A 21266-nucleotide genomic window follows, 5' to 3' on the forward strand; every position below is an offset into this window, starting at 1 on the left:
CAGGCACTGTGGCCTGCCCTCGACTGGATTGACCTTTGAGTGATCGTCCCACCGTTCCCGAGGTTCGCTGCGCACCCTGTGCCGACCGGTAGCGACACCTGGATCCTGGAAGAGGGGCACCACGATGGCTGGCAGCACACCGGGCACACAGACCTACGACGTCGTCGTCGTCGGGAACGGGGCGATCGGGCTCTCCCTCGCGCTGACGCTGACGCGCCGAGGACAGCGCGTGGCAGCCGTGGGCGAGCCGCACCGGCCCGCCGCCGCGTCCGTCGCGGCGGGCGCGATGCTCGGCTGCTTCGGCGAGGTCACCACGACCGTCCTGAAGAGCTCCTTCAGCCGCCACAAGCTCGATCTGGACGTCAAGGCCACCAAACTGTGGGCCGGCTGGCTGGAACAGCTCGCGGAGGACACCGCCACCGAGAACGACATCCGCACGGCCGACGGCACCTTCGTCATCCTCAACGCCATCGGCACACCGAAGATCGACGACGACAACTACGAAGCCATGCGCACCGCGATGGACGAGTACGGCGAGAAGTACCAGGACGTCTCGCCCAAGGACATCGCCTGGATGGACCCCGAGCCCCACTCGCGCTCACACCTGGCGATGTACCTGCCCAACGAGCACGCCGTGAACGCGCATGTGCTGCTTGAGCGGCTCCAGGAGGCGTTCGTACGGCTCGGCGGCACCGTGGTCGCCGACCACGTCACCAGCCTGCGCCAGGACGGCGACCGGATCACCGGCGTCGAACTCGCCTCCGGCGATGTACTCTCCGCCGGCCAGACCGTACTCGCCGCCGGCGCCGCCACCCAGACCGTGCTGGACAGCCTGCCCGACCTCGCCGCCCGTATCCCGCGCATGGTCAGCGGCTACGGCGTCTCGGCCCTGGTGGACACCGAGGACGGCAGCACGCCCGACTCGGTCATCCGCACCCCCAACCGCGCCTTCGCGTGCGGCCTGCATGTCGTCCCCCGCGGCCCGGGCCAGGTGTACGTCGGTGCGACGAACATCATCTCCACCGTGCCGCGCACCACTCCGCTCCTCAGCGATGTGCTGTTCCTGCTCGGCTGCGCCACCCACCAGGTGCGCCGCGACCTGTCGGAGAGCGGTCTCGAACGCATCCAGGTCGGCAACCGCCCGATCCCGCTGGACGGCTTCCCTCTCATCGGCCGCGCCGGGCCCGAGGGGCTGTGGCTGCTGACCGGGACCTACCGTGACGGCCTGCACCAGTCCCCACTGCTCGCCGAGGAGCTGACCCGCCGCATCCTCGGCGAGGAAGGCCAGCTCGAACTGGACATGTTCCGGCCCATCCGCCGTCCCATCCAGGCCCTGACCCGGGAGGAGAGCATCGACACCGCGGTCACGCACATGCTCGCCACCGGCTACGAGTACGACTGGGACGTCCCCATCGAGTGGCCTTACATCATCGAGGACTACCTCCGGAAGGGCTACACCCAGTTCGCCGAGGAGCTGGACCCGGAGTTCACCCCGCCGCCGGAGCTGCTGGCCGCCTCCCGACTGCGGCCCGACCTCATCGCATCGCTGCGCGCGTACTACGGCAGGAGCCGGGCCGATGGCTGAGTCCAGCACCACGGCCACGGTGAGTACGGCCCTCTCGGCGGCCGCACTCACCGACGAGGCCGAGTACGTCCTCAAGCGCGCCGGGGTGCCGGACCCGCGCGGCGACGCGGAGGCACTGGTGACGCATGTCCTCGAGGTCCCCGGGAAGCGGTCGCCGGGCGGGCAGCGGGAACCGGCCACCGTTACCGGTCAACAGGCCGCCGTGCTGGGCAAGCTGATTGCGGAGCGGGCCGCGCGCATCCCGCTCGGGCACCTCACCGGGCGGGTCGCCCTCGCCGGCATCGAGGTCCACCTCGCCCCCGGCGTCTTCGTACCGCGCCCGCACAGTGAACATGTGGTGGCCCACGCTCTGCAGCTGATACAGGACGTCGAGCAGCCGATCGTCACCGATCTGTGCGCCGGCTGCGGGGCGATCGCGCTCGCCCTCGCGCACGCCCGCGGCGACGCGCAGGTGCACGCCGTCGAACTCGACCGCCTCGCCCTGATCTGGGCCTGGTACAACGCGGCCCGCTGCGCCGACTCCGGCGACACGCCGGTACGGGTGCACGCCGGCGATGTCACCGATCCCGCGCTGCTCACCGAACTCGACGGCACCGTGGACCTGATCACCGCCAACCCGCCGTTCGTGCCCGAAGGCACCACGTTGCTCCCGGAGTACGGGGAACACCACCCGCGCCAGGCGATCTTCAGCGGCAAGGACGGTCTGCACGTCATCCGGCACATCGTGTCCCTCGCGGCCCGACTGCTGAAGCCCGGCGGCCACCTGGTCGTGGAGCACGGGCACTTCCACGGCGACACCGTGCCCGGACTGCTGCGCTCCAGCGGTCTGTTCACCGACGTCAAGGACCACCTCGACCACGACGGGCGTCCGCTGTACGCCTCGGCACGAAGGGAGCAGCCGTGGTGAACCGACTCGGTCACAGCCCGGCCCCTTCCGACGAGCTCGAAGGTCTCCGCGATGAACTCGACGGTGTCGACAGCCAGTTGCTCGACGTCCTGCACACCCGGATCGGCATCTGCGTACGTATCGCGGAGCACAAGCGCGAGCACGATGTGCCGATGATGCAGCCGCACCGTATCGGCGTCGTACACGCCCGCGCCGCCCGGTTCGCCGCCGAGCACGGTCTCGACCCCGGCTTCATCCGCCAGTTCTACGACCTCATCATCGCCGAGACGTGCCGGGTCGAGGACCTGGTGATCGCGGGAGAGTCTGACCAGATATGCACACACTGATTGTCGACAACTACGATTCCTTCACCTACAACCTCTACCAACTGCTCGGCGAGGTGAACGGCCGCCCGCCCACGGTCCTGCGCAACGACACGCCCTGGCAGGACGTCCCGTTCCACGAGTTCGACAACATCGTCATCTCGCCCGGACCCGGCAGCCCCGACCGGGACGCCGACTTCGGGATCAGCGCCAGGGCGATCCGCGAGAGCGGGCTGCCCGTGCTCGGCGTGTGCCTGGGGCACCAGGGCATCTGCCACCTCTTCGGCGGTGAGGTGGGGCACGCGCCCGAGCCCATGCACGGCCGCACCAGCGAGGTGCACCACTCCGGCCAGGACATCTTCCGCGGGATTCCCTCGCCGTTCACGGTCGTCCGGTACCACTCCCTGACCGTCACCCGCCTCTCACCCTACCTGGAGGAACTCGCCAGAACGGAGGACGGCGTCCTCATGGGCGTAAGACACCGCGAGGCTCCGCTGTGGGGAGTGCAGTTCCACCCCGAGTCGATCTCCAGCACCTACGGGCGGGAACTGCTCGCCAACTTCCGTGATATCACCCGCGAGTTGAAGCAGAGTGGCGCCACCGCCGCCGTCACCGCCTCCGGCGCCCGGCCCGCCCACCGGGTGCGGGTGCGCGCACTGCCCTTCGTGCCGGACGCGCCGACCGCATATCGCGAGCTGTTCGCCGATGCGCCGCCCAGTTTCTGGCTGGACAGCAGCGCCGTCACCGAAGGCGTCTCCCGCTTCTCCGTCATGGGCAACGGCAGCGGGCCGCTGGCCGAGTATGTCACCTACTCCGTCGCCGATGCCGCCGCGACAGTCCACCGGCGGGGCCAGGAGCCCGAACAGGTCCGGCAGCCCTTCTTCGAGTACCTCGACGAGCAACTGCGGCGGCGCGCCGCGCCCGTCCCGGACGGCCTGCCGTTCGAGTTCAACCTCGGTTACGTCGGCAGTCTCGGCTACGAACTCAAGGCGCAGACCGGGGGCGCCCCGGCGCATCCGGCCCACACCCCCGATGCGGCACTGCTGTTCGCCGACCGCGCGTTGGTGCTCGACCACGCCGAGCGCACCAGCTATCTGCTCGCACTGGACTCCGGCAGCGCCGCTGCCACGAGCACGGCGAGCGCCGTGACAACCTCATGGTTCGACACCATGACGACCCGGATCCGCGCGCTGCCCACCTCACTCCCCCAGGCCGCCAGGGCGCCCGTCGGCCCGGCACCGTCCGTCTCGCTGCGCCATGACCGCGACGGCTACCTGACCCGGATCGCGGACTGCCTGGAGGAGATCCGCAACGGCGAGTCGTACGAGATCTGCCTCACCAACACCGCCACCGTCGACGGCCGCCTGGACGTGCTGGACACCTACACTCAGCTTCGCCGCATCAGTCCCGTGCCGTACGGGGCACTGCTGGACTTCCCCGGGCTCGCGGTGCTCAGTGCCTCCCCGGAGCGGTTCCTGCGGATCGGCACTGACCGGATCGCCGAGTCCAAGCCCATCAAGGGCACCCGGCCACGCGGCACCGACCCCGAGCAGGACCGGGCGCTACGGGCGGACCTGCTGGGCCAGGAGAAGGACCGGGCCGAGAACCTCATGATCGTGGACCTCGTGCGCAACGACCTCAACACCGTCTGCGAGATCGGCTCGGTCCATGTGCCGAAACTATTCGCCGTGGAGAGCTTCGCCCAGGTGCACCAGCTCGTCTCCACCATCCGCGGCACACTGCGGCCGGACAGGTCGGCGGTGGACTGCGTCCGGGCCTCCTTCCCCGGCGGTTCGATGACCGGCGCGCCCAAGATCCGCACCATGGAGATCATCGACCGGCTGGAGGAGGGACCGCGCGGCATCTACTCCGGCGCGCTTGGCTGGTTCTCGCTCAGCGGTGCAGCCGATCTGAGCATCGTCATCCGCACCCTGGTCGCCGCGGACGGCCGGATCAGCTTCGGAGTCGGCGGCGCGATCGTCTCCTTGTCCGACCCGGACGACGAGTTCGAGGAGACGATGGTGAAATCCCGCGCCATGATGGCCGCCATCGCAGCTGCAGCCGGCCGGCCCGGGGTGCACTTCGTCCCCGGGGCCCCTGGTGAACACCTCCTGCCCGACACGGGGCCGGCCGAGCACGAACGGTCGGCGTGAGTCCCTCCGCCCGGCCGCTGCGCCGGTGCCTTGTCGCCGGCGGCGCGGGCGAGGTCGGCAGGATGTTCGCCGACCTGCTCGCCCGGGCTGGCGCGGATGTGCGCGTCGTCGACCCGGTCACCGCGGACGGCGGCGACATCACCGCGCCCGGTCCCCGGCTCGCCGCGGAGCTGCGCGACACCGATCTGCTGCTGCTCGCCGTGCCCGAGCGCGTGGCGATCTCCGCGATCACCGCGAGCTCGGCCCTGCTGCGCCCCGACGCGCTGCTGGCGGAGACCCTGTCGGTCAAGTCGCCGTTCTCCGCCGCGGTACGCAGCCGGGCACCGCACCTGGAGTCCGCGGGCCTGAACCCGATGTTCGCACCGTCCCTGGGCCTGCCGGGACGGCCGGTCGCCGGCGTCGTCCACCGGGCAGGCCCCCGCGGGGAGGCTCTGCTCGCGCTGGTCAGCGACACGGGCGGCCGCCTGGTGCGCGTCACGGCCGAGGAGCACGACCGCATCGCGGCGGCCTCCCAGGCCCTCACCCACGCAGCCGTCCTGTCGTTCGGCCTCGCCCTGCCCGGGCTCGGCGTGGACATCGACACGCTCGTCGAACTCGCACCGCCCCCGCACGCCCTGCTGCTGGCTCTGCTCGCCCGCATCGCCGCGGGAACACCGGAGGTGTACTGGGACGTCCAGGCGGCCAATCCCCAAGCGGCGCACGCCCGCACGGCCCTCGCCGCGGCCATGGACCGGATCTCGAGCGTCGTCCAGCATCCTGACGGGGAGCGGGAGTTCGCGGATCTGCTGCGCTCCGTCCAGCGGACCCTCGGTTCCCGGTCCAAGGACTGCCAGCAGGTGTGCGCGGACGTCTTCGCCCGCCTGCCCGCCCTCGCAGAGCCCGCAGAACCGGGAGAGATCTGATGCTGGACACCCTCGTCCCGCCGCCGGGACCACCCCGCACCCTCGCGCTCGCCCAGCTCGCTGCCCGTACCGGCGACGGCCTCTACTACGTCTGCGCGGCGATGTACTTCACGCGTGTCGTGGGCCTGTCGCCGGCCGAGTTCGGGCTGGGCCTGTCGGTGGCATGGACCATCGGGATGATCGCGGGGGTCCCGCTCGGTCATCTCGCCGACCGCCGCGGCCCGCGCGGCACCGCCGTGCTGTTGTTCGCGGGAGCCGGTGTCGCCGTCGGCTCCTATCTGTTCGTGCGCTCCCTCCCGCTGTTCATTCTCGCGGCGTGCCTCTATGCGATCTGCCAGCACGGCGGGGCTGCGGCCCAACAGGCCCTACTGGCCGGGCTCGTGGACAAGGACAAGCTCATCGAGACCCGCGCGCACATGAAGTCCACGTACAACGCGGGGTTGTCGTTGGGCGCCGCGCTGGGCGGGCTGGCGCTGCTGGTCGACACCCGCACCGCCTACCTCACCGCCTTCGCGGCGAACGCTGTGTTCTTCTTCGTGTGCTGCACCGTCCTCGCGCGGCTCCCTACCGTCCCACCCGAGCCGGCCGTCGAGGGAGAGGCCCAGTTGGCGGTGTTGCGCGACCGCCCCTACGCCGTGATCACCCTGCTCAACCTGGTGCTGGTGCTCCACGGACCGCTCATCGACGTGGCCCTGCCCCTGTGGATCGTCCGGCACACCGCTGGGCCCACCTGGCTGGTCTCGCTCATGTTCGTGCTGAACACGGCGGCCGTGGTGCTGCTGCAGGTGCGGGTCGCGCGCGGCGTCAGGGATCTGGCGGGCGCCACCCGCTTCGTTGTCCGGTCCGGCGTCGTACTGCTCGCGGGCTGCCTGGTGTTCGCCCTGTCCGCGGCCGGGGACTCGGCGTGGGTCGCCGGCGGTGTGATGCTGCTGGCGTACGGCCTGATCACGGCCGGCGAAATGATGCAGTCCGCCGGCACCTGGGAGATCAGCTTCGGGCTGGCTCCCGACGGCAAACACGGACAGTACCAAGGCTTTTTCGGCATCGGCATGACCGGCGCCGAGATCCTCGGCCCCATCGTGCTGACCGCACTCCTCGTCTACGGCGGGCCCGCGGGCTGGGGCGTGCTCGGGCTGCTGTTCGTCGCGGCCAGCCTCGCCATGATCCCGGCGGTCCGCTGGGCGCAGCGCACCCGCCCGGATCCGGCGCCGCCGCAGAACCCGGGGAGCGCCCCGGCGGACATCCTGCAGTCGACCTGATCGTCCATCAACCAGGAGGAACGGCATGTCCCCGAGCGTGCTGGTCGTCGGCGGACGCCCCGATGTGCTGCGCAAGGCCAAGGCGTTGGGGCTCCGCGTGATCTATCTGCAAAAGCCCCGCTATCTCGGCGAGGGCGAGACCTCCTGGTTCGACGACGCCCTGCTGCTGGACTACACCGACTGGTCACTGCTGCGGCCCATGGTGACCGCCGCGCAGGACACCTACGGATTCGTGGCCGCGTACTCCACCCTCGAACCCGCGCTGGAGCCGGTCGGCCTCATCAACGAACTCTTCGGCTTCAAGGGCAATCCCGCCAAGGTCAGCCGGCTGCTCCGGGACAAATGGGCCATGCGCGAACGACTGGCGGCCTCAGGCGTCGGGGCGGTCGCCGCGGCGCAGGTCGAGGGACGCGAAAGCCTCGCCGCATTCGGCGAAGAACACGGCTATCCGTTCATCGTGAAGCCGACCGACGCCACCGCCAGCCTCGGCGTGGTTCGGGTGGACACCGCGGAGGACGTCGCGGTGGCCTGGCGCGTCATCGGCTGGCTGCGCGACGGCGCGGACCACCAGTTCGCGGACTTCTTCCCCGTCGACCGGATGCTCATCGAGGAGTACCTCGACGGGCCGGAGTACAGCGTCGAGTCATTGACGTTCGACGGCCGGCATGTCGTCATCGCCATCACCGAGAAACGCACCCAGGCCGAGTTCATCGAGCTGGGACACGCCCTGCCGGCCCGGCTGGAGCCCGGCATCGAGGCCGCGGTCGTCGCCTGCGTCACCGGCTTCCTCGACGCGATGGAGGTACGGCAGGGGGCGACACACACCGAGGTCAAGCTCTCCTCTTCCGGTCCGCGGGTCATCGAGTCGCACGATCGCACCGGCGGCGACCGGATCTCCGAACTCGTCCGCGCCGCCTACGACATCGACCTGGAAACGTACTCCATCGCCTGGCTGTGCGGCCTCCAGGAACCACTGGAGGGCCGCCCGCCGGCGCGCGCGGCCGCGGCCACCCGCTTCCTGGTCAGCGAGCCGGGGAAGGTCGTCGGGATCCGGGGGGTGGAGGAGGCCCGGCAGATCGACGGCGTCCTTGATGTGACGATGGCCGTCGGCATCGGGGACACCGTCCACCAGCTCAAGGCGAGCTGGGACCGGGTAGGGCAGGTACTGGTCACCGCCGCCGACACGGAGGCCGCGGTGGCACTGTGCGACCGGGTGGCCGACAAGATCACCGTCATCACCTCCTCTTGACATCCTCCCCGCCCTCTAAAGGATGTGCCGGGCCGTCGGGTCCGGGAGATCTTCGCTTGGACCCGGGTGGTTCCCCGGCGATCAGCAAGGCAATGGTCGCGCGTCCGTGTCGCTGTCCGGAGCCACCGGATGGTCCGGAGTCAGGGAGTGGATGCGTGGTATCGGCGAGGGCATGCGCGCCGGGACGCGGTACTGCGCCGTGGCTGCGGCCTCCGCGCGTTCCGCTCCGCCCTCCACAAGGCGACGAATGCGGCCGCGCTGCGGGCGGCGACCGCCCGCAGCGCCGTCACTCCTGCGGCGTCTGCCGGATCTTGGCAAGCGTCAGGACACCGCCGCCGATACCCCATCCGGCGTCGGCGACCTCTTCGACCAGTACGAGGGTGGTGGCCCGGGCGCGGTCGCCGAAGATCTCGGCGTACAGGTCGGTGGTGCGCGTGATGATCTGCTCCTTCTGCTCTGCGGTGAGGGCGCCGGCGGGCACCTTGAAGTTCGCGAATGGCATGGTGCTCTCTCTTCGTGCGGGGGGCGCCGGAGCTGCTCACAACGAGCAGGAGGCCGACCCCGATGGGGCAACCATCCGTCCCAGTCACCTGCGCTGGCCAGGGCTGAGCCCACCCAGGGGTCAGCAGCCCCTGGCTCGGACCCCGCCGGAGAGGCGACGATGAGCGGGTGAACCTTCCCGAGCTTGCGGCGTTCCTCAGATCCCGGCGTGATCGGATCCGACCGGCCGACGTCGGCCTGCCCACCGGGCCCCGGCGCCGGGTGCCCGGCCTGCGGCGCGAGGAGGTTGCGCAACTGGCGGGCCTGTCGGCCGACTACTACACCGAGCTGGAGCGCGGACGCGGCGCCCAGCCCTCGTCCCAGACACTGGCCGCCCTGGCCCGGGCGCTGCGGCTGGGCGGCGACCAGCGCGACCACCTGTTCCATCTCGCCGACCGGCCGCTGCCCGCATCCGGGCCGAGCGCACGGCATGTCCAGCCCGCCCTGCTCGGGCTGCTGGACCGGCTGACCACCACCCCGGCCCAGGTCATCACCGACCTGCACGAGACCCTCGTCCAGAACCAGCCGGCCGCGGCACTGCTCGGCCGGGCTCCGGAAGCGCGCGGCCCCGCCACCGGCTTCGCGTACCGCTGGTTCACCGATCCGGCCGCCCGAGCGGTCTACCCGCCCGAGGACCATCCGCACCACTCACGGGTCTTCGTCGCCGATCTGCAGGCAGTCGCCGCCCGCCGGAGCCGCGACCCCGAGGTCGCCGCAATGACGGCCGCACTACGGCGGCGCAGCCCGGAGTTCGCTGCCTTGTGGGACACCCACGACGTCGGTCTGCGCCGCACCGATCACAAGCGCATCGTGCACCCCACGCTGGGCGTCATCGAGTTGGACTGCCACAGTCTGTTCAGCGAGGACGGCTGCCAGCGCCTGTTGTGGTTCACGGCCCCGCCCGGTACCCAGGGCGCCGCTCAGCTTGAGCTGCTCGGCGTCATCGGCACGCAGGACATGGCGGCGACCGAGGGCGCCTCCCGCACCGACGACGGCGTCCACGCCGGCTGAGAGCGGCGACCGTGCTGGTCGCGGCCCCCAACGAATGGCTTTGACCAGCGCTTTCCCAACAGATCCTAGTAGGGCACGGTGCCGCACCAGGTCTGCGCCCAGGCGGAGGCGCCGTACTGGTTGGCCGCACGCACCGCGACGCAGATCTCGTCACCGGAGAACGGGCCGTTGATCACGTACTGGGTGCCGCCGGTGGAGAAGATGGTGTCGACGTTCTTCGTGGTGAAATTGCTGCCCTTGTTGGTGTAGTGGATGTCGTACCGGGTCGCTCGGGAGACCGCCGACCAGGACACCGTGAGCGGCATGTTGCACGCGCCGACGCAGGAATTGTTGTACACGACCTTGTAGCTCGTCATGGCGGGCGGCCGGGAGCCGGCGGGCGTGGTGGCGGGTTTGGTGGTCGGCGAGGTGGCGGGCGGCCTGGTGGTCGAACCGGAGGGAGCTCCGCCCCCTGAGCCCGAGGGGCCGGACCCGCCGCCGGACCCGCTGCCGCCGGCGGCTGGACCATTGCTGCCACCACTACCCGGCGGCGCCGAACTCCCCGTGCCCCCCTGGACGTTCTGCCCACCCGTGGCGCCCTGTGCTGTGGAGGGCGAACTACCGGCCGTGCCGGGTGCGTTGCTACCCGCAGGAACAGCGCTCACGCTACTGGTCGGCAACTTGGCCTCCGCTCCGGCCCCGCCCCCGCTGTCGAAGGTGTGCAGCAGTGCGGCCGTGCCGCCACCCACGGTGATAACGGCGACGATGGGCAGCACGATGAGCGTGCTGCGCCGACGGGGCCGTCGTTCGCGCTCCCCCGTCGTGACGCCTCCTGCGGCCGCCATGACGTCGGGACCCCCGGCCGCCTGCGGCCGCAGCCCGACGGTCGCCCGGTCCACGGGCTCCTCCCGAAGCGGCGCCGCCTCGGCGTCGAGCAGCCGCGCGGACTGCTGCGCGAGGTGCGCGACCACGGCGGCAGGCAACCAGGTACCGAGCGTGATGAGGGGACGCGTCCGCTCGGGAGCGTCCAGCAGCTCGTCGACGCTGGGCCGTTGGCCGGGGTCCTTGATCAGACACCGGGCGATGAGCGCCCGCAACGACGCATCCTCGACGCCCGTCAGATCCGGTTCGCCCTCGACTATCTGGAACATCACGGCGTGCTGATTACTGGCCCCCTGCCCGAACGGCAGCTTCCCGCTGACCGCATACATCAGCACGCACCCGAGGGTGAACACATCGCTCTTCACCCCGGCGCGCTGCCCGCGCACCTGCTCCGGCGACATGAACCCCGGAGAGCCGACGACCATCCCCGTACTGGTCAGCAAGGAGTCGACGGACGTTTCGAGCGCCCGCGCGATCCCGAAGTCGATCACCTTCGTGCCGTCCACGGTGAGCATCACGTTGGACGGCTTCAGGTCGCGGTGCACGATCCCGGCGTCGTGAATGTCCTTGAGCGCCTTCAGCAGCCCGAAGGCGAGGGCGTGCAGGGACGCGGTCGGCAACGGCCCGTGCCGCCGTACGACCTGTTCGAGCGAGAGCCCGGGAACGTACCCAGTGGCGACCCACGGCGGCTCGTCGTCCGGATCCGCGTCGAGCACCGGTGCTGTGTACTGCTCCCCGACCCTGCGCGCCGCGTCGATCTCCCGCCGGAAACGCGCCCTGAACTGCTCGTCGGACACGTGCTCTTCGTGCACGACCTTCACCGCGACGGTCCGCCCGCTGTCCGACCGTGCGAGGAACACCCGCCCCATGCCACCGGCGCCGAGCCGCCCGAGCAGCAGATACGGGCCGATCCGCGCGGGGTCGCTCACCGCGAGCGGTTTGATGCCCCCGTCGACGTAATCGTCCCGCTCGTCGTGTCCGTCCCCGTTCGTACCGCTCATGATGGCGTGACTCCCCCGGTTCTTCTCGCCTGGTCATCGGCGTAACTCACCTGAGAATAGACACTGTTGATGTACCCGGTGAAGGAGAGGACGCGCGGGACGGCCAGGACGGTTCTCGGCTCCGGCTCCCGGACGGTCGGCCAGAGGCGCAGACGTCAGCAGCAGGCGCAGCGGTGGAAAAAACTGCACTGCGGAACAGGCCGGCCTGGAGCCCTCCGACTGGAGCCCGGCCGCACGGGCCGCAGGGCACACAGGCGCTGGTTGCCCCAGGGGCACGGCCAGACGTGATGACAGGTGGTCTTCCCGACGCCGTTGGTTCTCTCGCAATCACTGACCGTCACCCCGACGGCAGCCGAATCAATTGCGCCCATCGGATGATCCAGTGACGTCAGAATGGTGCGATGGATCATCACTTCGTTGGCATCCCCGAGTTGACCGGCGTTCCCCGCATTGCTGTCGTCATCGACGTCATGCGCGCCTTCACCGTGGCTGCCTGGGCCTTCTCACGCGGCGTCGAGAGGATCGTCCTGGCCTCCACGCAGAGTGAGGCGCTCGCCTTGAAGGAGAGCCACTCGGGTTGGCTGGCTTTGAAGGACGGAGCTCCAGCAGCGGGCTTCGACGCGGTGAACTCACCCGGCTTGCTCAGGTCATGCGATTTCGCCGGCCGCACGCTGGTGCAGAAGACGACGGCAGGAACCGTGGGCGCCCTGGCCGTCGCGAACGCACCCCTGGTCTTGTGCGCGAGCTTCGTCGTGGCCGGCCCGACCGCACGGTTCCTGCAGAGCAAGGAGTCCGGTCCGGTGACGTTCGTTGTCACCGGCGAGGGAGGCCAGGCCGACGAGGACCTGGCCTGCGCCGAATACATCGCTCAATGCATGGCCGGAGGCGATGTCGAGGCGGCCCCGTATCTTCACCGCGCGAGGACTTCTCGTGCCGCGGCCGATCTTGCCGGTGGGCTGCGGAGCGGATACCACCCGGACGACGTCGATCTCTGCTTGGAAATCGACAGGTTCCCCTTTGCGATGATGGCTCGCCAGGAAGAGTCGCTGACGGTGCTCCGTCCCGTTGCGGTGCCTGACATCCCGTCCAATATCCGCTGACCTGCTGGAACCTTGGACTTTCAGGCAACAGACCTCACCCGACAAGGGCGGCTGCACCGTTCCGGTCCACAACACGCGGCTGTGATCTGACCTGTCGGTGCTTCGGCACCGTGCTGGGACAATCCGACCGTGACCGATGAGAGAGCCGTCCCGGACGCCGCGGACGCCGTTCGACCGCTGGAACTCTTCTTCGACCTGGTCTTCGTCTTCACCATCACCCAGGTCGCCTCCATCCTCGCCGCCGCACCCACGCTGCTCAGCCTGAGACGCGTGGCCGTGCTCCTGGTGATCATCTGGTGGATGTACTCCGGCTACGCCTGGCTGACCAACGCGCTCGATCTGGACCGTACCGGCCCCCGCCTGCTCCTCCTGACCGGGACGGCGGGGTTCTTCCTGATGTCGATGGTCGTACCGAAAGCCGCCGGAACGGGGCCCTGGGCGCTGATCTTCGGTGCCAGCTACCTCCTGGTCGTCACGGTCCACCTGATCGGATTCATCGGCACCTCGGGGCACAGCGGCATCCTCCGCGTCGGACCGCTGAACCTGGCCAGCGCCCTGGTGGTGCTGGCCGCCGGGCTCGTCCCGCCGCACGCACGGTTGTGGCTCTGGACGCTGGCCGCCGCGATGGAGGTGATGACGCCCCTGGTCACCGGGGTCGGCAAGTTCGCGGTCGGTGCCGGGCACTTCGTGGAACGCCATGGACTGGCAGTGATCATCGTCCTCGGCGAGTCGATCGCCGAGGTCGGCGCGGCTACATCGCGAGACACCAACGTGACCACCTCCATCGTCGGCGCTCTCCTGGCTCTGGTACTGAGCGCCGAGATGTGGTGGCTCTACTTCGACCGCGAGGAACGAGAGAGCGAAGCACGGCTGGACCGAGTCCCGGCGCATCGCCGGCCCCGCGTCGCCGTCTACTCCTTCGGCTACGCCTACTACCTGATCATCCTCGGCATCGCGGTCGCGGCGGTCGGGATGGAGAAGGCCATCGACGAGTTCCACCACTCCTCCCACCACCTCGCGGCTCTGCTACTGCCCCTCGGCATCTGCCTCTACCTGGTCGGACTCGCCTGCTTCCACCGCACGCTGGCGGGCAACTGGACCCGACCCCGGCTCACCGCAGTGCTCGCCGTCGCGGCGCTCGTCACCCCCGCCGCACTCTGGAACAGCGGCGCCGTCGCGCTCGCGACAGCCGCCGTGGTGCTGCTCGCACTCGTCGTGTGGGAGACCGGGCAGGTCGGCAGAACTGGGGTGGGAGGGGGGCCGGCACCCCAGGTACGGGAGCCTGGCGACTCCCCCACGCGATGAGAGGCGAGCAGGGCAGCCGGGATGATCAGCAGCATGCAAGCTGACGCGGCCCGGCCACACGCGCGGACACCACACCTACGCCTCGGAAGCCACGCTCTCAGCGTGGGTCATCTCGACGGTGACGGCCCAGCGTTCGTGATCTCTCCAGGCTCCGTTGATGTACTGAAACCCGGACGAGTAGCCCTCCCGCCGGAAGCCGAGACGCTTGATCAGGCGCAACGATTGCGTGTTCTCCGGCTGGATATTCGCTTCGAGTCGATGCAACGCCAACTGGCCGAAGGCAAACTGCAGGACGAGTCCCAGACCCTCGGTCATATAGCCGCGACCGGTCGTGGAAGCGTAGGCCGTATAGCCCAAGGTTCCGCTCTGGATCGTGCCCCGGACGATGTTGTTGATGTTGGCGCCCCCAACAATCGCGCCCGTCTCCCGCAAGCAGATGACAAAGCCCTCATGCGTGGGCTGCTCGAACCGTTGGAGGTAACTCTCAAAGGCCTCCAGGGTGGACTCCCGAGTCGACAGCCACCGCTGGAGCATCTCAGAACTCTCTCGCCCCAGAGCCGTGAGCTCCTCATAATCCTGATGACAGACACGGCGAATGGCCACGCGTGGCCCCTGAACGAGGTAAGTGCTGACAGGCATCCGGGGATCCTATGCGGTCCAACGGTGCGTCACCGGGCCAAGCCGTTGACCTTCAGGAACAGGCACTGCCGGGACACACCGGCTCTCACCATGCCCCAACGGGCGGCCTCGGGCAGCACCACTCACCGCCGCGGGTGACATCAGAACTCATGGACATCGATCACCAGCGCGAACCCGGAGCGCCTCCCGAATTCATCGACAAAAACGACTCCCTCAAGAACTGACACAGCCACCTGCAATCCACTCCCAGTCATTCCCCGTGAGATGGCGGTCCGGAGCCTGGTGGGTATCCAGGGCTCACCGGTTGGGCAACCGGAATGCGAGGACGTAGCTGCTACAGATCGAAGTGGAATGATGGCCGCCACCGCCTCCCGGCCTCCGCCTCAGAGTGCATGGATCATTCTTTGTCGACTTGCGCTGTGGGCCGTCGCAGTTGTTGGCCTTGCAGTATTTGACGATCGGGTCGTATTGCCTGTCGCCCGGCGCCGGGCGGTTGCCGCCGTCGAGTCCGGCCCCGGGGGCGTTGCAGTCGCCTCGCATGCAGAGCCGGCGATCTATCGGCTGCCGACCCACGGCGGGGAGCACCCGTAGGGTCTGAGCCATATTCTCGGCCACCGCGAGCTCCAGCCACGAATCCGGAAAGAGAATGCGGCAGCTCAGATGGATGGAAGGGAGGTATCGGGCGCCAACCGAGCTATCTGAGCTGATCGCGGATGTCTTGACGCACCTGATCCGACCGGGGATGTTGAGTCCCGCCCGGCCGCCGGCCGGGGCAGCCATCAAGCCGGGAGGTTCACCATGAAGTCGACCACCGCTCTCAAGGCCACCAAGAAGATCACCGTCCGCCGCACCGGCGACATCCGCCTGACGTCGGCCGCTTGCCAGTGCCCGTACAGCGCCAACGCGTAACGGTAGCGCGGTACGTCCCGCCCGGGCGCGCCGGATCACCGGTGCGCCCGGGTACGCCGGATCCGGCCGATACTGGGGAGCGATGTGAGCGGATCCACCCTTGCGGTGTACGAGTTGAGTTTTGTCCCCGAGGGTGACGGGGTCGTGGTCGGCCGACTGGACACCGGCACCTACGCGGTCTTCCCCGCCGACGGCGCCGAGTTGCTGCGGCAGCTCTCCGAGGGCCTGCCACTGGACGAGGCCGCCGACTGGTACGAGCGGACCTTCGACGAGCCGGTCGACGTCGAGGACTTCGTGGCCACACTCAACGACCTGGGCTTCGTCCGCGAGGACGCCGCAGAACCAGCGGAACCCGCCACCGAAGTCCGCTTCCGCCGGCTGGGCCGCGCGGCCTTCTCGCCGGTGGCCTGGCTCTGCTACCTGGCCGTCGTGGCCGGCTGGCTGGTGGCCGTCGCCCAGCACGGCGAACTGCGGCCCGCCCCCTCGCAGATCTTCTTCGTCAAGTCGCTGCTCGCGGTCCAACTCGTGATCACCTTCGGGCAGATACCGCTGCTGCTCGCCCACGAGGGCTTCCATATTCTCGCCGGCCGGCGCCTGGGCCTGCCGACCAAGCTGCGACTGAGCAACCGGCTCACCTACATCGTGGCCGAGACGCAGACCAACGGCCTGATGAGCGTGCAACGCCGCAAGCGCTACCTGCCGTTCCTGGCCGGGATGGTCTGCGACGCCGTGGTGCTGGGAGTACTCGGACTGATCGCGTCGGCCGGCCGGCACGCCGACGGCAGCTTCCCGCTGACCGGCCGGGTCTGCCTGGCGCTGGCGTTCACCGTCGTGATGCGGATCGGCTGGCAGTTCCAGCTCTATCTGCGCACCGACCTCTACTACGTCTTCGCCACCGCGCTGCGCTGCTACGACCTGCACGACGCGGCCAAGGCGCTGCTGAAGAACCGGATCTGGCGCCTGCTGCGCCGCCCGGAACGGCAGGCCGACGAGGAGCAGTGGACCGAACAGGACCGCCGGGTCGGCACCTTCTACGGGCCGTTCATCCTGCTCGGCTTCTGCGTGCTGGCCACCATCACGGTCTTCGCCAGTATCCCGGTCACCGTCAGCTACTTCCGCATCGCCGGCGAGGGCATCGGCTCCGGGCACGTCGATCCGCACTTCTGGGACTCACTGCTGTCACTGGGTATGAACGTGGCCCAGGTCGTCGCGCTGATCGTGCTCTCCCGGCGCAAGCGCCGCGCCTCGTACGGGGCGGCCTCGGCGCCGCGGTCCCACTCCTTGTCCACGACCTCCCCGAGCGAAGGGTGAACTGACATGGCCGGTCATCGCAGGATCATGGGCGGCAGCCCGGCAGCCCGGCCCGGGTACGCCGGTACCGAGGAGCACGCCGTCGTGGCCCGCTGCCACCGGCGGCTGCGCGGTCCGTACACCGGAGTGGACACCGTACTGCGGGCCGTGCTTCCCTCGGCGGTCCGTCAGTGGCCCGAACTGGTGGAACACCACCGGGTGGAACTGCTCTACGGCATACCGGAGTTGGCCGAATTGATCGGGCCGGCCCCGCGCACCCTGGCGAACGAGTCCTCCGTCAAGGAACGTACCCGGTTCTTCGGCGCCGGGATGATCCGCTGCATGAGCCAGGGCATCGTCACCTTCCTGCTCGAATACGCCCGCCGTATGCAGTCCAGCGGCGAGCCGGCCCTCTGCCTGGTCTTCGACGAGGTGGCGGAGGCGGAGCCGACCACGCAGGAGTTCATCGCCCTGCTGGTGCGCCGCGCCGACCCGCGGCAGCTGCAGGTGGTGGTCCGTGGAGCGGAGGGCGAGCTGCCCGACGAGCTGGCGCGGGTGCTGGACCGCTGCACCGAGCGCACCGAGGCCGCGGCGCCGCCGCCCGGATCCGCAACCCCGCGTGACGAAGCCGGGTCGGCCAAATCGGCCGAGGCATACGTGTCCGGCGACGGCACGGGCAGCGACCCCGACGAGATGCTCGCCTACCAGCGGACGGAGCCGGCACTGCGCGCGCGGCTGCACGACCGGCGCGCACAGGAGCTGGAGGACGCGTCCCCGGGGTGGGGCGTCCGGGTCGGCGCCCTCGCCTACCACCGCGAGCACGGCAGCGATCCGTCGGGCGCCGGCCGGCTCGCCCTGCTGGCGGCCCAGCGCTACTGCGTCGAGGTCGGCTTCTCGGCGATGGTGGTCGACCTCGGCCTGCGCGGCCGGGCCGTCACGGACCCGGACGCCGAGCAGCACGACTTCTGGGACTTCACCCAGCAGGCGGCGCACGCCTGCGTCCCGCTCGACCGGCTGGACCAGTCGATGGAGCTCTACCTGGACCTGCTCCAGCGCTTCCCGGACCCCAAGGTCCATATGATGACCAGCTACTCGATCGCGATGCTGCACACCCGCTTCCTCCGGCCGCGCGACCACAACCAGGCGCTGCGCTGGCAGAACAACGCCGCCGCCATCGCCGGCATCCTGCCTGACCCGGCCGAGCGGCTCACCTTCAGCGTCTTCCACGACAATGGCCTGGCGCTGGTGGAGATGCACCGGGGCAACCTGGGGCGCGCCCTGGAACTCGTCGAGTCCTGCATGGCCCGACTGGACGCGCAATTGACAGACAATCAGTGGCAGTTGCATCGCTCGCAGTTGCTGTACAACCGCGCGCGGCTGCTGACGGCCACGGGCCGACTGGATGAGGCGTTCGCCGACTACTCGACGCTCGTCGACCTCGACCCCTACTACACCGACTACCTCTCCGAGCGGGCCCGGATCCACCGATCGCGTGGCGACTTCGTCGCCGCCCTGGCCGACTACGACCGCGCCGTACAGCTGGCCCCGCCGTTCCCCGAGCTCTTCTACAACCGCGGCACGGCGCGAGTCGAGAACGGCGACACCGAGGGTGCGCTGGCGGACTTCGGCTACGTCCTGGAGATGGAGCCGGACGACGTCGACACCCGGCTCGCCCGGGCCGAACTCCTTCTCGACCTCGAGGAGTTCGACACGGCGGAGGCCGACATGACAGCCGGCCTCGAACTGCGGCCCGCGGACCCGCGACTGCTGTGCATGCGCGGCACCATTCTGCTGCAACGCGGTGCGCTCGCCGAGGCCTTCGAGGCGCTCAACTCGGCCGTCGACCTCGACCCGGCCTACCCGGCGGCCCTGCTCAACCGCGCCGTCGTCCACTACCAGCAGGACCGCTACCAGGCCGCTGTCCAGGACCTCACCACCACCCTGGGCCTGGTCGGCGACGACCCGGACGTGCTGCTCAACCGCGGCATCGCCTACCAGGCCGAGGGCCAACGAGACCTGGCGCTGGCCGACTTCGACCACGCACTGACCCTGCCGGGCGCGGACGTAACGGAGTTGCAGGAGCAGCGCGAGCACTGCCTGACGTGAGGATTGGTGAGCCCGAGGCGCGGAGGCACGGCAGTGGGCGAGCAGCTGGGCGGCTGCTTGGCGGCCGCGGCGATGTGGAGGTGGCCGCGAGTGCGGACGAGGGTGTCCCGGTGGGTGAAGCGGCTCAGCGGGCCGGGCACCACTCGTCCGCGGCACGGTGCAGGGCTGCCCGCTTCCCGCTTCCCGCTTCCCGCTTCCCGCTTCCCGCAGATACGTTGAAGGCCGAGCTGACCGCCGCGACCGTGGGACCGGAAGCTGCGGACACCCCCGTCCATGCCGTGGCGCACCGGCGGGAGGACGGGACGCGTGTCCTCGGACGTGGCCGGATCAGAAGGGAGCAGTGCCGATTTCCTTGCCCTGGGCGTCACGCAGTTTGATCTCGGAGGGGTGGCCGGTGCCTGGGGTGCCTGGGGTGCCCGGCAGTCCCAAGGCGAAGTAGGTCTGGGCCAGGCCCGGGAGCCGGAAGGCCGGGGAGCTGTAGTGCACGCCCTTCCAGATGCAGTCCACCGACTTCACGCTGGCACTGACCTGCCCGATGATCACCCACCCCACAGAGCCGTGGCCTGACGGCGCGTCAATCGTGAAGCCGGTGGTGCTGACGCCGCTCGAATTGTCCGGCTGCTGGTCGCAGCCGAACATGCCGGCTTTGCCGGAATCCGAGCCGGTCGCTGCCACGACCGCGGTGCAGGAGGTGCCGCCGCCGGCGTGCACCAACCCCAGCGTCCAAGGGACGCCGGCGATCTTGCCTGAGTGCTCGGGGAAGGTTCGGAAGATCGGGAAGGGCGGATCCTTCGGCGTGCGCGGGGCCTTCGAGGTCGCAGCGGCCGGTGGGGACATCGGCGTGGCCGTGGTGCCCGCGGAGTTCGCCTGCGCCGCCAGCCAGCCGCCTCCCCCCAGCACCGTCGCAACAGCTACCGCGGTGAGCCCCAACAGCGCCCGCCGCGTATGACGTTGCCGCCGGCCGGACGTCACGATGGCTCCCAACGGGACCCGGCCCACCTCACTCTCCTGCGACAGCCGCTCGAACACCGCTTTCAGACCGGCCTCGTCCAGACTCGTACGGTCGTTCATGACTGTCCTTCCGAAAGGTCGCGCTGCAACGCGGGATCGAGCCGGAGCTTGGCCAGTGCTTTGGACGTCTGGCTCTTCACGGTGCCCACCGAGCAGCCCATCGCCGCGGCGACCTGGGCTTCGGTCAGGTCCGACCAGAAGCGCAGCACCAGAACCGCGCGCTGCCGCGGCGGAAGCGCCGCCAGCGCCTGGTTGACCGTCACCCGCCACGCGGCGGCGGGTGCGAAGTCCACCGAGGCGGCCGCAGTCGCCTCGGTACGGCGGTCCCACGCCACTTCCCGCACGCGACGCCGACGCATCCGGGTGCGATGCGCATTGACCAGCACACGATGCAGATAGGCGTCCACGTCCCGCGCCCGCGACACTTTGCCCCAATGGGCATAGCAGGACGCCAGAGCGGTCTGTGCCAGATCCTGCGCCGCGCTGACATCACCGGTCAGCAGATAGCCGGCCCGGACGAGCGACGGCCACCGCCTCGCCGCGAGCATGTCGAACTCCGGTATCCCCTCGACCTCCTCGCCCGGGTCCGCAGCAGCTCCGGGGGGCGCCGTGCCGCGCGCTTTCACGTTGAAGATGCTCATGACCCCCTTAGAGTCCCCCGACGCCGCAAAAGGTTGCCCGGTCACCACAGATCGCAAAAGAACGCGTCGTGGGGTTCGCTGCGGATCACGCCGGCCACAACCCACGCTCGTGCTCCGGTCTCGCGGTCAGGGCTACGGTCGGCCCACGGTCGCCCTGATGCCGGTGGTGATGCTGCCGGAGGAGGTCACCACTGGGGCGCGAGTCACCGGCAACTGCCTTCTGTATTGGTGCCGTGCTACCGATCCACCATCGAATCGAAGGCGCGGTCGCTCACCGGCTTGCCCTCCAGGAAGTCGTCGATCTCGTCGTACGTCACCCCGAGCGCATTCTCATCGGCCTTGACCTCGGCGAGCGTTTCCAGATCACGGTGTGACGGCGGTGATCGGGCGGATCCACCGCCGACGGCACGGACGCTCCTTGCGCGGGAGGTTTCAGTTGTCGCGTCCGGCGCTGCGTTCGGGTGCGTTCATGTCCCCGGTTTCGGGTGTGCCGTC

17 protein-coding genes and 1 pseudogene are annotated in these 21266 nt (G+C 69.7%); 12 read left to right on the forward strand and 6 right to left on the reverse strand.

Features of this window, described 5'->3' with window-relative positions; genetic code table 11:
- Positions 1–124 precede the first annotated feature (124 nt).
- From AC07DC_RS40665 to AC07DC_RS40695, 7 genes are read left to right on the forward strand one after another with little or no spacing between them, the layout of a single operon-like run.
- Positions 125–1585: an NAD(P)/FAD-dependent oxidoreductase gene (locus AC07DC_RS40665; protein WP_478919958.1), complete on the forward strand. Its 1461-nt coding sequence runs from the start codon at positions 125–127 to the stop codon at positions 1583–1585.
- Complete coding sequence (locus tag AC07DC_RS40670; RefSeq protein WP_478919960.1) at positions 1578–2492, forward strand: N5-glutamine methyltransferase family protein; 915 nt, start codon at positions 1578–1580, stop codon at positions 2490–2492. Before AC07DC_RS40665 ends, AC07DC_RS40670 begins: the two co-directional genes overlap by 8 nt.
- The gene (locus AC07DC_RS40675; RefSeq protein ID WP_478919962.1) at positions 2489–2818 is read left to right on the forward strand and encodes a chorismate mutase family protein; all 330 of its coding nucleotides are present in this window, start codon (positions 2489–2491) and stop codon (positions 2816–2818) included. The genes AC07DC_RS40670 and AC07DC_RS40675 overlap by 4 nt, the downstream gene beginning before the upstream one ends.
- Positions 2806–4947 carry an aminodeoxychorismate synthase component I gene (gene pabB / locus AC07DC_RS40680; RefSeq protein WP_478919963.1) on the forward strand — a complete coding sequence of 714 codons (2142 nt, stop codon included), beginning with the start codon at positions 2806–2808 and terminating at the stop codon, positions 4945–4947. The genes AC07DC_RS40675 and pabB overlap by 13 nt, the downstream gene beginning before the upstream one ends.
- Entirely contained in the window at positions 4944–5849 is a 906-nt protein-coding gene (locus AC07DC_RS40685) for a prephenate dehydrogenase dimerization domain-containing protein (RefSeq protein WP_478919964.1), read from the forward strand. Before pabB ends, AC07DC_RS40685 begins: the two co-directional genes overlap by 4 nt.
- The gene (locus tag AC07DC_RS40690) at positions 5849–7108 is read left to right on the forward strand and encodes an MFS transporter (protein ID WP_478919966.1); all 1260 of its coding nucleotides are present in this window, start codon (positions 5849–5851) and stop codon (positions 7106–7108) included. Before AC07DC_RS40685 ends, AC07DC_RS40690 begins: the two co-directional genes overlap by 1 nt.
- Before the next feature lie 25 nt (positions 7109–7133).
- Complete coding sequence (locus tag AC07DC_RS40695) at positions 7134–8357, forward strand: ATP-grasp domain-containing protein (RefSeq protein WP_478919967.1); 1224 nt, start codon at positions 7134–7136, stop codon at positions 8355–8357.
- Between the two features lie 286 nt (positions 8358–8643).
- Here the strand turns inward: AC07DC_RS40695 and AC07DC_RS40700 are convergent, their stop codons facing one another.
- Complete coding sequence (locus AC07DC_RS40700) at positions 8644–8859, reverse strand: tautomerase family protein (RefSeq protein WP_057602221.1); 216 nt, start codon at positions 8857–8859, stop codon at positions 8644–8646.
- 167 nt (positions 8860–9026) lie between these two features.
- On the opposite strand from AC07DC_RS40700, the gene AC07DC_RS40705 reads away from it, so the two are divergent.
- The gene (locus AC07DC_RS40705; RefSeq protein WP_478919968.1) at positions 9027–9908 is read left to right on the forward strand and encodes an MmyB family transcriptional regulator; all 882 of its coding nucleotides are present in this window, start codon (positions 9027–9029) and stop codon (positions 9906–9908) included.
- 65 nt (positions 9909–9973) lie between these two features.
- On the opposite strand, the gene AC07DC_RS40710 is transcribed toward AC07DC_RS40705, so the two are convergent.
- Entirely contained in the window at positions 9974–11770 is a 1797-nt protein-coding gene (locus AC07DC_RS40710; protein WP_478919970.1) for a serine/threonine-protein kinase, read from the reverse strand.
- 401 nt (positions 11771–12171) lie between these two features.
- Here AC07DC_RS40710 and AC07DC_RS40715 point away from each other — a divergent pair, with 401 nt between their 5' ends.
- Positions 12172–12870 (forward strand): 2-phosphosulfolactate phosphatase, encoded by a 699-nt coding sequence (locus AC07DC_RS40715; protein ID WP_478919972.1) that lies wholly within the window; start codon positions 12172–12174, stop codon positions 12868–12870.
- Between the two features lie 129 nt (positions 12871–12999).
- Positions 13000–14175: a low temperature requirement protein A gene (locus AC07DC_RS40720; protein ID WP_478919973.1), complete on the forward strand. Its 1176-nt coding sequence runs from the start codon at positions 13000–13002 to the stop codon at positions 14173–14175.
- 75 nt (positions 14176–14250) lie between these two features.
- Here the strand turns inward: AC07DC_RS40720 and AC07DC_RS40725 are convergent, their stop codons facing one another.
- The gene (locus tag AC07DC_RS40725) at positions 14251–14814 is read right to left on the reverse strand and encodes a GNAT family N-acetyltransferase (RefSeq protein WP_478919975.1); all 564 of its coding nucleotides are present in this window, start codon (positions 14812–14814) and stop codon (positions 14251–14253) included.
- Between the two features lie 993 nt (positions 14815–15807).
- Here AC07DC_RS40725 and AC07DC_RS40730 point away from each other — a divergent pair.
- Both AC07DC_RS40730 and AC07DC_RS40735 read left to right on the forward strand, forming a co-directional pair.
- Positions 15808–17034: a hypothetical protein gene (locus tag AC07DC_RS40730; RefSeq protein ID WP_478919976.1), complete on the forward strand. Its 1227-nt coding sequence runs from the start codon at positions 15808–15810 to the stop codon at positions 17032–17034.
- A 6-nt stretch (positions 17035–17040) separates the two neighbouring features.
- Positions 17041–19119: a tetratricopeptide repeat protein gene (locus AC07DC_RS40735; RefSeq protein ID WP_478919978.1), complete on the forward strand. Its 2079-nt coding sequence runs from the start codon at positions 17041–17043 to the stop codon at positions 19117–19119.
- A gap of 327 nt (positions 19120–19446) precedes the next feature.
- Here the strand turns inward: AC07DC_RS40735 and AC07DC_RS40740 are convergent, their stop codons facing one another.
- From AC07DC_RS40740 to AC07DC_RS40750, 3 genes and pseudogenes are all read right to left on the reverse strand, one after another.
- The gene (locus AC07DC_RS40740) at positions 19447–20190 is read right to left on the reverse strand and encodes a hypothetical protein (protein WP_478919980.1); all 744 of its coding nucleotides are present in this window, start codon (positions 20188–20190) and stop codon (positions 19447–19449) included.
- Complete coding sequence (locus AC07DC_RS40745; RefSeq protein ID WP_478919981.1) at positions 20187–20771, reverse strand: SigE family RNA polymerase sigma factor; 585 nt, start codon at positions 20769–20771, stop codon at positions 20187–20189. The genes AC07DC_RS40740 and AC07DC_RS40745 overlap by 4 nt, the downstream gene beginning before the upstream one ends.
- A 236-nt stretch (positions 20772–21007) precedes the next feature.
- Positions 21008–21136, reverse strand: a pseudogene (locus AC07DC_RS40750) (ammonia-dependent NAD(+) synthetase); the annotation flags it as partial.
- Positions 21137–21266: the final 130 nt, after the last annotated feature.

This window comes from Streptomyces sp. NPDC045021 (assembly GCF_056432645.1).